This is a genomic window from Acinetobacter sp. V89_4 (genome assembly GCF_029967875.1).
GTDB classification, from domain to species: Bacteria; Pseudomonadota; Gammaproteobacteria; order Pseudomonadales; family Moraxellaceae; genus Acinetobacter; species Acinetobacter oleivorans.
This window is the reverse complement of the sequence record NZ_JASCAI010000006.1, coordinates 1-12,906: the sequence shown is the minus strand read 5'-3', so window position 1 is coordinate 12,906 and position 12,906 is coordinate 1. Positions and strand designations below refer to the sequence as shown.

The window sequence follows — 12,906 nt, the reverse complement described above, 5'->3', positions numbered from 1 at the left end:
CAAGGCTTTTTGTCCAACTCGGCAAACGAATTAACGTTTAGAGAATTGAGGACGCTTACGAGCTTTACGTAAACCAAGTTTCTTACGTTCAACTTCACGAGCATCACGAGTAACGAAACCAGCTTGACGAAGAACAGGTTTTAAAGTTTCGTCAGCAGCGATAAGCGCACGAGTAATACCGTGACGGATCGCGCCAGCTTGACCACCGATACCACCACCTTTAACAGTGATGTAAAGGTCAAACTTTTCAGTAACTTCTAAAAGTTCTAAAGGTTGACGAACAACCATACGAGCAGTTTCACGACCGAAATATTGCTCTAAAGTACGGTTGTTAATAACGAGTTTGCCTGTACCAGCAGACAAGAAAACACGTGCAGTTGCGGTCTTACGGCGACCTGTACCATAATTAGTAGCCATGTGCTGTATCCCTTAGATGTCCAAAACTTGTGGCTGTTGAGCAGCATGCGGATGCTCAGTACCAGCGTACACTTTCATTTTTTTGATCATTGCATAACCAAGAGGACCTTTTGGTAACATGCCTTTAACTGCTTTTTCAAGAACAGCTTCAGGCTTGTGAGCAATTAACTTCTCGAAGTTAGTCTCACGGATACCACCAGGGAAACCAGTATGGCGATAATATTTCTTATCAAGCGCTTTTTTACCAGTCACTTGAACTTGTTCAGCATTAATCACAACGATGTAATCGCCAGTGTCAACGTGAGGAGTATAAGAAGTTTTGTGCTTACCGCGTAAACGACGAGCGATTTCAGTCGCAAGGCGACCTAAAGTTTTGCCAGAAGCATCAACAACATACCAGTCATGTTGAACTTCAGCTGGCTTAGCGCTGAGAGTTTTCATTAAACCACTACCTATTATAGTTGGTTTGGACTATGGAATCTGTCCAAACAAAAGGAGCGAGCATTCTAAACGAGTTTGTTCAAAGTCACAAGAAAAATCCAGTTTAAGCCACATAATTTAATCCATAAACCGATGAATGCGGGATATGTTAAAATCAAACAAATTTTAGTTATGTGTCTGGGATGATTGTGCTGCCTTTATATGTCACTTCCGGTGAGCCGGCTGGTATTGGTCCAGATATTTGCTTGAGCTTGGCTCAGCGAGTTGATGAACGTCCTGTTGTTGTTTTGGGTGACCAAAATTTATTAGAACAACGTGCCCAGAAACTCGGTATAAATATTCAATTTATAGAATATACGGGACAAGCTGAATCATCGTCTTCAGGTGAGCTTTATATAGAGCATGTACCTCTAGAAACGGCGGTTATTGATGGCCAATTAAATTCAGCTAATGCAGCTTATGTATTAGAACAATTACGCCGCTCAGCTGATTATGCCATGTTTGGTAAAAGTGTTGGGGTAGCTACGGCACCAGTGCAAAAATCGGTCATTAATGATGCAGGCATTTTGTTTAGTGGTCACACTGAATACTATCAAGAGTTTGCAGGGGTAAAGCGCGTTGTCATGATGCTTGCAACCAAGACTCTGCGTGTTGCTTTAGCGACTACGCATTTGCCTTTAAGAGATGTTGCCGATGCAATTACCAAAGAGCGTTTACATCAAGTCATTGATATTTTAATACATGATTTAAAAACTAAATTTAAGATTGTTGATCCGCGCATATTGGTGTGTGGCTTAAATCCTCATGCGGGGGAAGATGGCTATTTGGGCCGTGAAGAGATTGATACCATTAATCCGGTACTCGAAACTTATCGAGCGCAAGGAATTAAAATGAGCCTAAGCTTGCCTGCGGATACCTTATTTACCCCTGAGCATCTTAAAAATGCTGATGCTGTACTCGCTATGTACCATGATCAAGGTTTACCTGTGTTAAAATCACAAGGGTTTGGTGAGGCCATCAATATTACATTGGGTTTGCCATTCATCCGAACCTCGGTCGATCATGGCACTGCATTGTCGTTGGCTGGGACTGGTTTGGCAAAAAGCTCAAGTTTAAATGTCGCTGTCGATTTAGCGTTATCTTTGGCAGCGAGCTAAATTTTTCATGTTGGAAATGTTATATGTATCAAATTAATGCCCTAAACCCGAAAGATGAAGGGCATAAAGCTCGTAAACGTTTTGGTCAAAACTTCTTACATGATCAGCGAGTCATTGCCAAAATCGTGCGCTCTGTGAATCCGCGTGCGGGTGAAAATGTTGTTGAAATTGGACCTGGTTTGGCTGCTTTAACTTCTCCTTTAATTGGAGAGTGTGATGCATTAACAGTGGTTGAGCTAGATCGTGATTTAGCGGCAGGCTTACCAGAACGCGTTCCACATCCTGAGCGTTTAACTATTATTGAAGCTGATGCATTAAAATATGATTTTAATGAACTGGTAAAAGATGGTCGACCATTACGTGTAGTTGGTAATTTACCTTATAACATTTCAACTCCATTACTTTTCCATCTTTTGGAATTTGGCAGTAAAGTTAAAGATATGCACTTTATGCTGCAAAAAGAGGTGGTTGAACGTATTACAGCCGAACCAAACACGAAAGAATATGGGCGCTTGTCGGTAATGATTCAGTATTATTGCCAACCTACGTTTTTATTTGAGGTGCCAGCTGGTGCATTTAACCCGCCACCTAAAGTAACGAGTGCTGTTTTCCGCCTTGTTCCATATGAACAAAAACCAATTGTTGCAAAAGATGAAAAAGCTTTAGCTCGTTTGGTTGCTCATGTATTTACCCAACGCCGTAAAACCCTAAGAAATAGTCTAAAAGGTATGATTGCTGACGATGGTTTTGAAAAAGCAGGCGTTAATCCAATGGCTCGTCCAGAAACGTTAACACTTGCTCAATTTGTTGCCTTAGCCGATCAAATGGTGGCATAAATGACTAAACGTTTTAATTATGTGATTGGTGATGTACAAGGGTGTTTTGAAGCTCTGAAAGCCTTACTTAAAGAAATACGTTTTGATCCAGACCAAGATTTTTTATGGTTTGCGGGTGATTTGGTTGCTCGTGGCGAAAATTCAGTAGGTGCTTTACGTTTTGTTAAAAAACTTGCTGATCGGGGAGCTGCTGCAACTGTACTTGGTAATCATGACCTGACTTTAGTTGCTGGTGCGCGTGGTTTAAAAGAGATTAAAGAAAAAGATCGCACGCAGGATGTTATTGATGCAATTGATGGCGATGAGTTAATCGATTGGTTGCGTAAACAACCTCTATGTTTATTCCCGAATGAGCACACAATTCTTACTCATGCAGGTATACCTTGTATTTGGGATGCACAAAAGACTGCAACGTTTGCAAAAGAGGTTGAGGCAGTACTCTCACATCAAGACTTATCTGTATTGGACGCTTTTTTGGCAGAAATGTATGGTTCAAAACCAGATTTGTGGGAAGACGACTTAACGGGTTCAGCTCGTTTACGTTGTATTACTAATTATTTGACCCGTATGCGTTTAACCAACGCAGAAGGGGCTTTAGAGTTTAGTTTTAAAGATGCTCTAGATGCACCAATGCCGGAAGGTTATTTACCTTGGTTTGAATTTCCGAGCAAAGCGGCAAAAACTCATCAAATCATTTTTGGCCATTGGGCTGCGCTCGAGGGCAGAACCATTAATGATCAGATTCAGAATATTGATGGCGGCTGTGTCTGGGGCAGAAAATTAATGGCTTATCGCCTTGAAGATAAAGAAATCTTTGCTGTTGAAAATCCAGTGATGTAATAAAAAAGCCGCATAAGCGGCTTTTTTATTTTTAACTTTTATTCTACGCGTAACCAAATTTGGTTACGGCCTAATGCTGAAACGCCAAGATATCCACGCATATGAAGACGTTTACCAGTTGCACTAAGTTTTGCTTTAAGTCCATAAACTTTACCAGTATTAGGATCTAAAATTTTCCCACCTGTATAATTAAGATCATCTGTTTGTTTTAAGCCAGTTGCAATATCCAATCCTATAATTGGTTTATTGGTATATGGCGAAGGGCAGTTATCACAAATCTCTTTAGGGGTATAACCTGGGCGTGGTGTAACTTTGATAATCTTCCCGGCATATGTCCCATTTGCTTCTTTTCGTATTTCTACCTGTGCTTTGGGAGCACCAGTTTTATCATCAATTGTTTGCCAAAGACCTGTAATGTCTGCTGCAAATGTAGCAGTGTTGATCCCCAGTAAGAGCAGAGCTCCAATAAAAATTTTCACCATGATTAAAAATCCTTTTAACATTGAAAGGTCATCTTATTTCGAATTGATATACCGTTCAATGTTTATTTAATAGGCTTCTTAATTATGGTGTGCCAAGTGACAACATTAATGTAGGCAGCCAAATTGCAGTAAATACACCGTTTAAAGCCATACCAAAGGCAGCGTAGCGACCTGCAACAGGTCCGCGTTGCCAAGCTTGAGCTGTTCCTATGGCATGTGCAGCTAAACCTAAGGCTAATCCAGATGCTCTTTCATCGTGAATATGTTTAAGTAAAAATGGTGAAAAAGCTGCTCCAATAACGCCAGATAAAATAACAATAAGTGTTACCAGCGTTTCAGGAGCATGCAATAACGTTGCGATATTTAAGGCGATAGGGGTAGTCACCGCGCGGGTCGCAAATGCAAGAATAGTAGGTTCCGACATATGTAACAAGTAAGCGAGGCCCATAGGCAAAGCAACGGCGCTAATACTGGCAAAAAGTAAAATTCCAATGACTGATTTAATTGGAAGATCATCGTAACGCATTGCAGCTAAAGGAATAGCTAAGGCTACTGTGACATAACCTAATAGATGACCAAATAAGTCATTCACATAAAGACGATATTGTTCATAAGGAACTTGTAAAACTGAAAGTAATGCAATGACAATGAACATGCCGAAAACTAAAAGTGGAACTTGTGGGAAGCGTCGGTTTAAAGGTTTTGCACATAGATAACCAATAAGTGTGATCAAAAAACCGTAGAAAATCGTAAACATTTTATTCTCCTTATAACCAACGTTTTGCCATTTTTGCATAGACCCACAAAGGTATAAGGGTGCTGACCACTAAAACAAAAAGGAATAGTGGAATTTCTTTCCCCATATGCACCAACATAATTAAAGAGCCAGCACAAACAGGTAAAAAAGCAAAACCACTTTCTTTCATGATTTTATTATTCGTATCAACTATTCGGAGTGGGATTTTTTTGAACTTTCTCCAGATAATCAAAACAGTGAGTAAGCTGATTAAGCCGACCAGATTACCTAATTCTGGATGACCAAAAGCACGCATGACGATGACAGAGCCTTCACGAAAACCAATAATGAGTAGTAAAGTTGCTGCCCATGCTGTCCAATCTATACTTTTGATCTTATCCATATTTTTTATCTCTAAAAGTTTACTTATCGAGTTTTAACTGATCTCGCCCTTGATTTCAAACTCTTCCAATGGTCGCTTAAATTGATTAGCGCGTTCTCCCAAGATTTCTTCTAAGGGTAGTTTTGCTTGGCGAATAAGCTTTTCCAGCTTATGTGGTGCAATACGTACATCAATATGTAATAAGCCTGCATCATCGTAGTGTTCAGACTCAATTACATTTAAGGCATAAAGCTGTGTGCGAAATTTGCCATAAGCAGGTTTAAGAATCAGAGAAAACTTTTGAATTTGTCCCATTAAACATTCTTGTACTGCTTTTTGAAGTAACTCTAGACCAAGGCCAGCGTGAGCAGAAACATAAACTCGATCTGGTACATGTGGTTCGGCATAAACAATTTTGGCTTCTTCACCACTCAGGTCAATTTTGTTGTATACCCGAAGTACTGGAGCATCTGCACCAATCTCTTTTAAAACGCCTTCAACTGCTTCAATTTGATCAAGCATGTCATGACTATTACTATCAATAACATGTAGTAAAAGTGTGGCTTCTAGGGTTTCTTCAAGTGTTGCTTTGAATGATTCAATTAAATCGTGCTGTAAGTTTCGTACAAAACCTACCGTATCTGCGAGCACTACAGTACCAATACCATCCCATTCCAAACGACGTAATGTTGGGTCGAGTGTTGCAAATAGTTGATCGGCTGCGTAGACATCACTTTTCGCTAAAATATTAAATAGAGTCGATTTCCCAGCATTGGTATAGCCTACTAACGACACAGTTGGAATGGCTGCCTTTTGTCTTGCAGCACGCCCTTGTATACGGGTTTGATGTACCTTTTCTAATTTATCTTTTAATTGAGCAATACGTACACGAATGAGACGACGATCTGTTTCTAGTTGCGTTTCACCCGGGCCACGTAAGCCAATACCACCTTTTTGTTGCTCAAAGTCGGCTGACCAACCACGAATAAGGCGGGTAGATAAATGTTTAAGCTGTGCAAGTTCCACTTGTAATTTACCTTCATGCGTACGGGCACGCAGGGCAAAAATATCTAAAATTAATCCTGTACGATCAATAACTCGGCATTTTAATATTCTTTCTAAATTTCGTTCTTGAGCGGGTGACAAAGCATGGTCAAAAATCACTAGACTTGCTTCTAGTTCCTGAACTCGCTCTGCAATTTCTTCGACTTTTCCTGAACCAATAAAAAATTTAGGATTGGGTTTATTTCGCTGAACCTTAATATGTTCAAGGATATCTGCACCAGCAGACTGTGCAAGTAGAGCAAACTCTTCGGCATCCAGATCATCTAATAATTGTACTGAAACACTCACTAAAATTGTGCGTTCACCGCCTTGATGCCGATCAACATATTCCACGTGGTTGTAAATCCTGAAAATGGGAAAACTTTATTCTAGATGAAACTTATGCAAAAGGGGAAAGCGTTTGTTCTTATCCTTTAGATTAGTTAAATGCTGTTAGAGGTGTCTGAATTTATTTTTTTCCCGTTCTCTATCATCAATGCAAGTTTATTCTGAAACGTATAGAATGCTTGAGATGGGTATAACAATGATTGATCGTTAGTGAAATTTTATGGCTCAAACGCAAAGTATAGTTAATTCAACGTTAAAGAAATTATCAAAAATAGGTTTGTACGGAAAAAAAGTCACTTCGGCTACCGCTGCAATTAGTGAAGGTTTTTATTTAGTTTATCGACACGGCCTTTATAAAGATCCTAATAATCCGGTCAATACACGCTATGTTCAATATTTTTGCCGCCGTTTATGTCAAGTTTTCAACTTAGATGTAGAAGTACACGGAACAATTCCTAGAGAACCTGCTTTATGGGTAAGTAATCATATTTCTTGGCTCGATGTTGCTGTTTTAGGTTCAGGAGCTCGTGTTTTCTTTCTTGCTAAAGCTGAAATTGAAAATTGGCCTATTTTAGGCAATCTAGCTAAAGGTGGTGGAACTTTATTTATTAAGCGTGGATCTGGTGATTCCGTTAAAATTCGTGAGCAGATTACCGAATTCTTAAAACAAAATATTCCTGTGCTGTTTTTTCCTGAAGCGACCACTACAGATGGACATTCTGTTAAGAAAGTACATGGTCGTTTGCTCGGTGCTGCTATTGAGGCTCAACGCCCAGTACAGGTATGTTTAATTTGTTATGTAAACCGTCATGGACAATTAGATACAGTTGCGCCATTCATTGGCGACATGTCATTTGCTGAACATATTCAACGCGTACTTGAAATGCCGAAAGTAACTGCTCATTTGTTAACTTTGCCTCCAATTTCAGTGGAAGGGCATGATGTGAAGAGTTTAACGCGTGAAGTTCAAGAAAAAATGGTAGAAGGTTTGGCTCAACTACATCAGAAAGTACTTAAGCCAAAAAATTAATTACATAAAGCCTTCAAGTGGCAGCCATGAAAGAAATTTCATGCCTGCTTTTTGCCACCATTTCATCTCGGGTTCTTGTTTATAAATTAAAGGACCATTAGGCGTTTCTTGCTGCCAATAAATATGATTGTTAGCATCGAGCTTTAACTTATAAGCATATTTATTTAAATTTTCGTCCATCGTATGGTGAATTGTCTTAGCCAATGACGGGCTATCTAAAATTACGCCAATTTCAGTATTTAAATAAGCTGAGCGTGGATCAAAATTAAATGAGCCAATAAAAACCTGTTCATCTAATGCCATCAGTTTAGTATGTAAGCTTGAGCGGCTTAATCCTTTCATGTTTACTTTTGCTTTGGTGGCAAGCTCATCTGTATTTTTATTTAAATCTCTTTTATCGGGTGTAGGTAAAAACTCATAAAGTTGTACGCCGTTTTTAAGCAGTTCTTTACGGTACTTTCCATAAAATGCATGTACAACGGCAACATCATTTGCTTTAAACGAGTTAGTTAGAACGCGTACTTCCACACCTTCTTTAGCAAGCGTGCTTAAAATTTTAGCGCCTTGTTTTTCAGGAATAAAATAAGCTGAAATTAGATCTACATTACTTTCTGGTTTTTCCAGATGGTTAATTAACTGGAAATTTAAGTGCTCTTCTTTTTTGGCCTTTGATTTAATTTTATCAGGCGAGTCTTTGACAACTTCTGCTTTAACCCAGTCGAATTGAATATTGTGATTTAACCATTTATCAAATGCATGTGATTTTGCAGTTAAATTTAGAAAGTTTTGGACAGTTGCTTGTTGGTAGTGAGCTTCGAGTTGCTCTTTTAATCCTTCATAGCGTAAACGGTGCTGCTCAGGACTTACAATACTTTGAACTGAATAGGCGTATTCATGATTCCAGTAGTCATCAAAAGAATTCACAATGTCATCAACAGCAGCACCAACCAACATTACGTCAACATCAGAAAATTGATAGCTATCGCTTACATTATAATATTGATTGGTCATGTTACGTCCGCCAATAAGAGCAACCTCATTGTCGGCAATAAAACTTTTATTGTGCATGCGACGATTGATACGTTTTAAATCAAGCACCATATCCATCGCACGATATTTGCGGAAACGGTAGGGGTTAAAAAGCTTAACTTCAATATTTTTATGCTGAGAAAGAGCGAGTAAGATCCCTTCCATTTTTTTTGCATTATTGTCATCAATAAGAAGTCGGACTTTTACTCCGCGATCAGCTGCTCGAATAATGGCATGTAAAGCTAAAGCTCCAACTTTGTCATTATCCCAAATGTAATATTGTAAATCTAAAGTCTTTTCAGCTTTATCAATTAATCTTAGGCGGGCTGCTAGAGCCTCCAATGGATCATTTAAGACGTGGTAACCCGTTAGCTTTGGGTTTTGCTGACGTAAGGGAGTAATAATTTGTGCAAGTGAAGTCTCTGATGTGTCGATATCATTTGCATATTCTAATGGTTCGACACCATGTTTTGGCAGAGTACTACATCCTGTCAAACCCACAGCAAAACTAGAACATAGGACTATAGAGGCTTTTATCAAAAAGCTTCTAGCTTGTTGATTCGTTTGAAGCTGTTTGGAAGGAGAGGATTGTGCCATAATCAGTACATACGATAACGTGAGCTAGAGTATAATTCGTGCATATTGAAAGATAAATATTGAATTTGATTACTAGCAATCAATAGAAGATAAGTCGAGAGTTGTAATGTGGAATCCAAATTCAATTATTTTTTGTTTTTACTTTATATTTTCAATACTTGCTCTATGGGGAATTTCTGAGGCTTGGATTCATCAATCTCGGACCGAGACGATTCATCCATTTAAAGCTTTTGTGCATTTACTCGCATTTTATCTCTCTTATCTACTTATTCCTCTCTGGTTTTTTAATTTATATGCTGCTTGGATTGGTTACTACTCAATTCACCAAGGTATTTTTATCTTTTTCTTAAGTGGTGTTTTAATTTATGCCCGATTTATTGAACCTCATCTAGTCCGTGTCGATACTCATCAATATCGCTTAAATCCAGATCGTAGTTTTAATAAGCCAGTCAAAGTAGCCCTAATTGCAGATTTACATATTGGTTTATTTTCAGGGCATGAACGTCAACTCAAAACCATAGTTAGAAAATTAAATGAGCAGCAACCAGATTTAGTGGTTGTGGCTGGTGACTGGACATATGAACCAGAAGATAGACTAATTGAAGAGTTAAGTGTTTTAAAAGAAATTCAGGCGCCTGTTTACTCTGTTCCTGGAAATCATGATGAGCAATATCCTGGGCCACCGATTCAACAATTATTAAAAGATGCCTTGTTTTATAATGAAGTTGTCGATATTGAAGGCAAAATAGTTGATTTTGAAGAATTCCGTCTGATTGGTATTGGTGATCTTTGGGCTGGAAAAACCGATATGCGTTTCATGCCAGATTTACCTCAAGACAAACCTTGGTTAATTTTGTCTCATAATCCAGATACGGTCGATATGGTGCCTAAATTACCGAATCGTCCATTAATGTTATCAGGACACACACATGGAGGGCAGGTGGAGCTCCCATGGCTGACTAACTATATTATGAAAAAAGTATCAATTTTAGGTCACAAACGTGGATTTTACTCTCACGAACATGCAGATGTCTTCGTTACCGTTGGCACAGGAATGGTCGGAATTCCTTTACGTTTTAGAGTGCCGCCAACTATTGATATTATTGAGTTAGTTTAAAATAAAAAAGCCAATCACAGAGGATTGGCTTTTTTTATGAATTAAGCTTACTTATGGAATAACGACAATTGCAACACGTCTGTTAATTGCACGATTTTCATTGGTTGTATTTGGAACATAAGGTTGTGTTGAACCACGACCAATCACGTAGATATTTTCTTTTTTAAATCCACGAGCTAAGAAAAGGTTTGCTACACTTTGTGCACGCTCTTCAGATAACTTTTGATTATAAGTAGCATCGCCAACATCATCAGTATGACCCACAATTTTCAATTTATTTAGATCATATTTATTCAATTGATTTGCTAGACGTACTAATTCAGCCTCATGACTTTGTTTTAACTCTGCATTATTAAAGTCAAATAACAAACGTTCTGGTAAACCTAAAGTCCATCCTTCATCGGTAAGAACGAAACCTTCTTTTTTGAGTAATTTTACCTGACGATATTTTAATGGACCAAAACTCAGGCACCCTGCAAGAGTAATGCATAACAATGCAATAAAGGAGAGTTTTAGAGATCTTGTATTCATAGATTAGCCTAAATTTAATTTTCAGGTTTATAAATAAACCAGTGTTCATCCGAATTTTTAGCCTTATACATTGCTTGGTCTGCTTGCATAATGAAATCTTCGGGGCTAGATGCAAATTGTGATAAAGCAATACCTACACTAAAACTGAAGTAAATCGTTTGACCATTCAGATGCAAAGGTTCTTTACAGCTTTCGAGTAAATTTTCAGCAATAGATATTAAATGATCAGCATGACTAATGGAATGCAAAATGACAGCAAATTCGTCGCCGCCTAATCGTGCAATAAAATCTTGATGACGTAGACGAGTTTGCAGACGATTCGCCATTTCTTTTAAAACTTCATCTCCAGCTAAATGGCCAAACTGATCATTAATTGCTTTGAAGTTGTTGTTATCTATAAATAATAACGCAGACTTGTTATCAAAACCCTTATCTTCAAACATGTCTAAGAGAATCTGATAAAAATAATGTCTATTAGGCAATAAGGTGAGTTGGTCATGGTGAGCCTGAAAGGATAATTTACGATTTTCCTTTTGTAGCTGGTTATCCCATATCTGAATTTCTTCAAGTAACTCATTAAAAACGGTATTTAAATCTTGAAATTCTTTAATTCGATTATAAGGAAAACGAAGATTATAAGCTTTTTGTTCACTTACAATTTGAGCAATATTCGTAAGTGGATAAATAGCCTGCATAATTTGACGATAAGTTAAGTTTACTGACCACCATAAAGCACAAACAATAAACAACATCGCAATTGCCAGCCCTACCATAATCATTTTGAGGAACTGCAATATTTTTTCGGAACTACCAAAAAGCGTGAGTTCACCTACATTTTGCTCGTGATGATAAATTGTAAGATGAACGGGTTCATTTAGAAACCAATGATCAAACCATCCCTCTAAAATTGAAGTCTGACTTGATAATTTAAAACTTTGTGCAATTAAATGATGTTCTGAATCATAAATATGAATAGTACGAATTGAATGGTCATTCGTATATTCATTCAAAATTTGCTCAATCGTAATTTTGTCATTAAATACAACTGCAGGCTGAATACGCTCTAGTAGCGTATGGCTAAGCAATTGCAAATTTTGTTTGGCGTAAGTTTCCATTGTAAAAACAGAAATCGACACAAACGTAAAAGAGCAGATAAAGAAAGTAATTGCAAAGATAGTAAATTGAGATTTTCTAAATAATGCATGCAATGAAGTGGACTGATACAACTTTGATATCATAATCCTTACTCCGCATTCTTAGCCAAGAGCAATACTCTCGGATCAATATGAACTTTGGAGTGACTTAAAGCATCTAAGTTAACTTTAAAGGTAGTGTAATTATTTTGATTATATAAACAAAAGATACTTCCAATTTCGCACTCTGGATTATTAATGCTTAAAGAAAGTAAAGAACGGTAAGGATAGTTCTGAATAAGGCTTTGTTGTTGTTGGGGCGAAGTCGTAGAGAAATAAACAGCCTGACAATGTGACCGAGCAAAATCTTTCGCGTTTACAGTTTGAACACGATAATTATAAGACATTTGCTGGATATAAGATTGAAACGTAGATGTAATAGAGGGATTATCAATAATACAAAGAGTAGGAGTATTTACATTCTCCCACTTACTGTAGCTTAGAATAGATAAAGTAAGCACATAGAAGTTATGTTTTGAATTGGCATAACAAGGCCCACTCGTAGCAAACACTACAAGTATGCAAACAAATACTTTTTTAGCGAACTGCCACATGGTGAGTTAATGCCAAACTATTGCACGAATAATCTATTCTACATGAAGTTGATAAAGTAAAAAAAGTTTAATATCTCATCTAAAGTTGACCAAAAAGGCTAAAAAACGAACATGTGGTAATATTAAATTAAAAAAGGGGTTGCTAAAGGAATTTAATGGTCTATAATGCACA

15 protein-coding genes are annotated in these 12,906 nt (G+C 37.8%); 5 read left to right on the top strand and 10 right to left on the bottom strand.

The window, feature by feature from the left end; translation table 11 throughout:
* Window positions 1–30: 30 nt before the first annotated feature.
* Both rpsI and rplM read right to left on the bottom strand, forming a co-directional pair.
* Window positions 31–417: a 30S ribosomal protein S9 gene (gene rpsI / locus QLG01_RS02730; protein WP_002048725.1), complete on the bottom strand. Its 387-nt coding sequence runs from the start codon at window positions 415–417 to the stop codon at window positions 31–33.
* A 12-nt stretch (window positions 418–429) separates the two neighbouring features.
* Window positions 430–858: a 50S ribosomal protein L13 gene (gene rplM / locus QLG01_RS02725; protein ID WP_003656097.1), complete on the bottom strand. Its 429-nt coding sequence runs from the start codon at window positions 856–858 to the stop codon at window positions 430–432.
* A gap of 173 nt (window positions 859–1,031) precedes the next feature.
* Between rplM and pdxA the strand changes: the two genes are divergently transcribed.
* The 3 genes from pdxA to QLG01_RS02710 are packed head-to-tail and all read left to right on the top strand — an operon-like array spanning window position 1,032 to window position 3,691.
* Window positions 1,032–2,015: a 4-hydroxythreonine-4-phosphate dehydrogenase PdxA gene (gene pdxA, locus QLG01_RS02720; RefSeq protein WP_081399105.1), complete on the top strand. Its 984-nt coding sequence runs from the start codon at window positions 1,032–1,034 to the stop codon at window positions 2,013–2,015.
* Between the two features lie 23 nt (window positions 2,016–2,038).
* A complete protein-coding gene (rsmA, locus tag QLG01_RS02715) occupies window positions 2,039–2,851 on the top strand; it encodes a 16S rRNA (adenine(1518)-N(6)/adenine(1519)-N(6))-dimethyltransferase RsmA (protein WP_013196817.1) in 813 nt (270 codons plus the stop codon).
* Window positions 2,852–3,691: a symmetrical bis(5'-nucleosyl)-tetraphosphatase gene (locus QLG01_RS02710; protein WP_282495771.1), complete on the top strand. Its 840-nt coding sequence runs from the start codon at window positions 2,852–2,854 to the stop codon at window positions 3,689–3,691. It abuts the gene before it with no gap.
* Window positions 3,692–3,729: 38 nt separating this feature from the next.
* Here the strand turns inward: QLG01_RS02710 and QLG01_RS02705 are convergent, their stop codons facing one another.
* The 4 genes from QLG01_RS02705 to hflX all read right to left on the bottom strand — a co-directional run bounded on the left by QLG01_RS02705 (window position 3,730) and on the right by hflX (window position 6,689).
* Entirely contained in the window at window positions 3,730–4,173 is a 444-nt protein-coding gene (locus QLG01_RS02705) for a DUF2147 domain-containing protein (protein ID WP_282495785.1), read from the bottom strand.
* An 82-nt stretch (window positions 4,174–4,255) separates the two neighbouring features.
* Window positions 4,256–4,930: an LrgB family protein gene (locus tag QLG01_RS02700; RefSeq protein WP_009388694.1), complete on the bottom strand. Its 675-nt coding sequence runs from the start codon at window positions 4,928–4,930 to the stop codon at window positions 4,256–4,258.
* A gap of 10 nt (window positions 4,931–4,940) precedes the next feature.
* Window positions 4,941–5,312 carry a hypothetical protein gene (locus tag QLG01_RS02695; protein WP_282495770.1) on the bottom strand — a complete coding sequence of 124 codons (372 nt, stop codon included), beginning with the start codon at window positions 5,310–5,312 and terminating at the stop codon, window positions 4,941–4,943.
* Between the two features lie 33 nt (window positions 5,313–5,345).
* Window positions 5,346–6,689: a ribosome rescue GTPase HflX gene (gene hflX / locus QLG01_RS02690; protein WP_005299917.1), complete on the bottom strand. Its 1,344-nt coding sequence runs from the start codon at window positions 6,687–6,689 to the stop codon at window positions 5,346–5,348.
* A 214-nt stretch (window positions 6,690–6,903) separates the two neighbouring features.
* Between hflX and QLG01_RS02685 the strand changes: the two genes are divergently transcribed.
* Window positions 6,904–7,713, top strand: coding sequence for a lysophospholipid acyltransferase family protein (locus QLG01_RS02685; RefSeq protein WP_013196820.1), 810 nt, complete (start codon window positions 6,904–6,906; stop codon window positions 7,711–7,713).
* Here QLG01_RS02685 and QLG01_RS02680 read toward each other — a convergent pair whose 3' ends face one another.
* Window positions 7,714–9,339 (bottom strand): phospholipase D family protein, encoded by a 1,626-nt coding sequence (locus tag QLG01_RS02680; RefSeq protein WP_282495769.1) that lies wholly within the window; start codon window positions 9,337–9,339, stop codon window positions 7,714–7,716.
* 106 nt (window positions 9,340–9,445) lie between these two features.
* On the opposite strand from QLG01_RS02680, the gene QLG01_RS02675 reads away from it, so the two are divergent.
* Window positions 9,446–10,456, top strand: a complete 1,011-nt coding sequence (locus QLG01_RS02675; RefSeq protein ID WP_282495768.1) for a metallophosphoesterase — start codon at window positions 9,446–9,448, stop codon at window positions 10,454–10,456.
* Between the two features lie 51 nt (window positions 10,457–10,507).
* Here the strand turns inward: QLG01_RS02675 and QLG01_RS02670 are convergent, their stop codons facing one another.
* The 3 genes from QLG01_RS02670 to QLG01_RS02660 are packed head-to-tail and all read right to left on the bottom strand — an operon-like array spanning window position 10,508 to window position 12,734.
* Window positions 10,508–10,987, bottom strand: coding sequence for an OmpA family protein (locus QLG01_RS02670; protein WP_239970236.1), 480 nt, complete (start codon window positions 10,985–10,987; stop codon window positions 10,508–10,510).
* 14 nt (window positions 10,988–11,001) lie between these two features.
* A complete protein-coding gene (locus tag QLG01_RS02665; RefSeq protein WP_005065229.1) occupies window positions 11,002–12,225 on the bottom strand; it encodes a diguanylate cyclase in 1,224 nt (407 codons plus the stop codon).
* 5 nt (window positions 12,226–12,230) lie between these two features.
* Window positions 12,231–12,734, bottom strand: coding sequence for a YfiR family protein (locus tag QLG01_RS02660; protein ID WP_004796328.1), 504 nt, complete (start codon window positions 12,732–12,734; stop codon window positions 12,231–12,233).
* Window positions 12,735–12,906 lie beyond the last annotated feature (172 nt).

What these genes read in the sequence shown, in the direction of transcription:
- rpsI (WP_002048725.1), bottom strand. Translation starts at nt 417, where the DNA reads ATGGCTACTAATTATGGTACAGGTCGCCGTAAGACCGCAACTGCACGT.
- rplM (WP_003656097.1), bottom strand. Translation starts at nt 858, where the DNA reads ATGAAAACTCTCAGCGCTAAGCCAGCTGAAGTTCAACATGACTGGTAT.
- rsmA (WP_013196817.1), top strand. Translation starts at nt 2,039, where the DNA reads ATGTATCAAATTAATGCCCTAAACCCGAAAGATGAAGGGCATAAAGCT.
- QLG01_RS02710 (WP_282495771.1), top strand. Translation starts at nt 2,852, where the DNA reads ATGACTAAACGTTTTAATTATGTGATTGGTGATGTACAAGGGTGTTTT.
- QLG01_RS02705 (WP_282495785.1), bottom strand. Translation starts at nt 4,173, where the DNA reads ATGGTGAAAATTTTTATTGGAGCTCTGCTCTTACTGGGGATCAACACT.
- QLG01_RS02700 (WP_009388694.1), bottom strand. Translation starts at nt 4,930, where the DNA reads ATGTTTACGATTTTCTACGGTTTTTTGATCACACTTATTGGTTATCTA.
- QLG01_RS02695 (WP_282495770.1), bottom strand. Translation starts at nt 5,312, where the DNA reads ATGGATAAGATCAAAAGTATAGATTGGACAGCATGGGCAGCAACTTTA.
- QLG01_RS02685 (WP_013196820.1), top strand. Translation starts at nt 6,904, where the DNA reads ATGGCTCAAACGCAAAGTATAGTTAATTCAACGTTAAAGAAATTATCA.
- QLG01_RS02680 (WP_282495769.1), bottom strand. Translation starts at nt 9,339, where the DNA reads ATGGCACAATCCTCTCCTTCCAAACAGCTTCAAACGAATCAACAAGCT.
- QLG01_RS02675 (WP_282495768.1), top strand. Translation starts at nt 9,446, where the DNA reads ATGTGGAATCCAAATTCAATTATTTTTTGTTTTTACTTTATATTTTCA.
- QLG01_RS02670 (WP_239970236.1), bottom strand. Translation starts at nt 10,987, where the DNA reads ATGAATACAAGATCTCTAAAACTCTCCTTTATTGCATTGTTATGCATT.
- QLG01_RS02665 (WP_005065229.1), bottom strand. Translation starts at nt 12,225, where the DNA reads ATGATATCAAAGTTGTATCAGTCCACTTCATTGCATGCATTATTTAGA.
- QLG01_RS02660 (WP_004796328.1), bottom strand. Translation starts at nt 12,734, where the DNA reads ATGTGGCAGTTCGCTAAAAAAGTATTTGTTTGCATACTTGTAGTGTTT.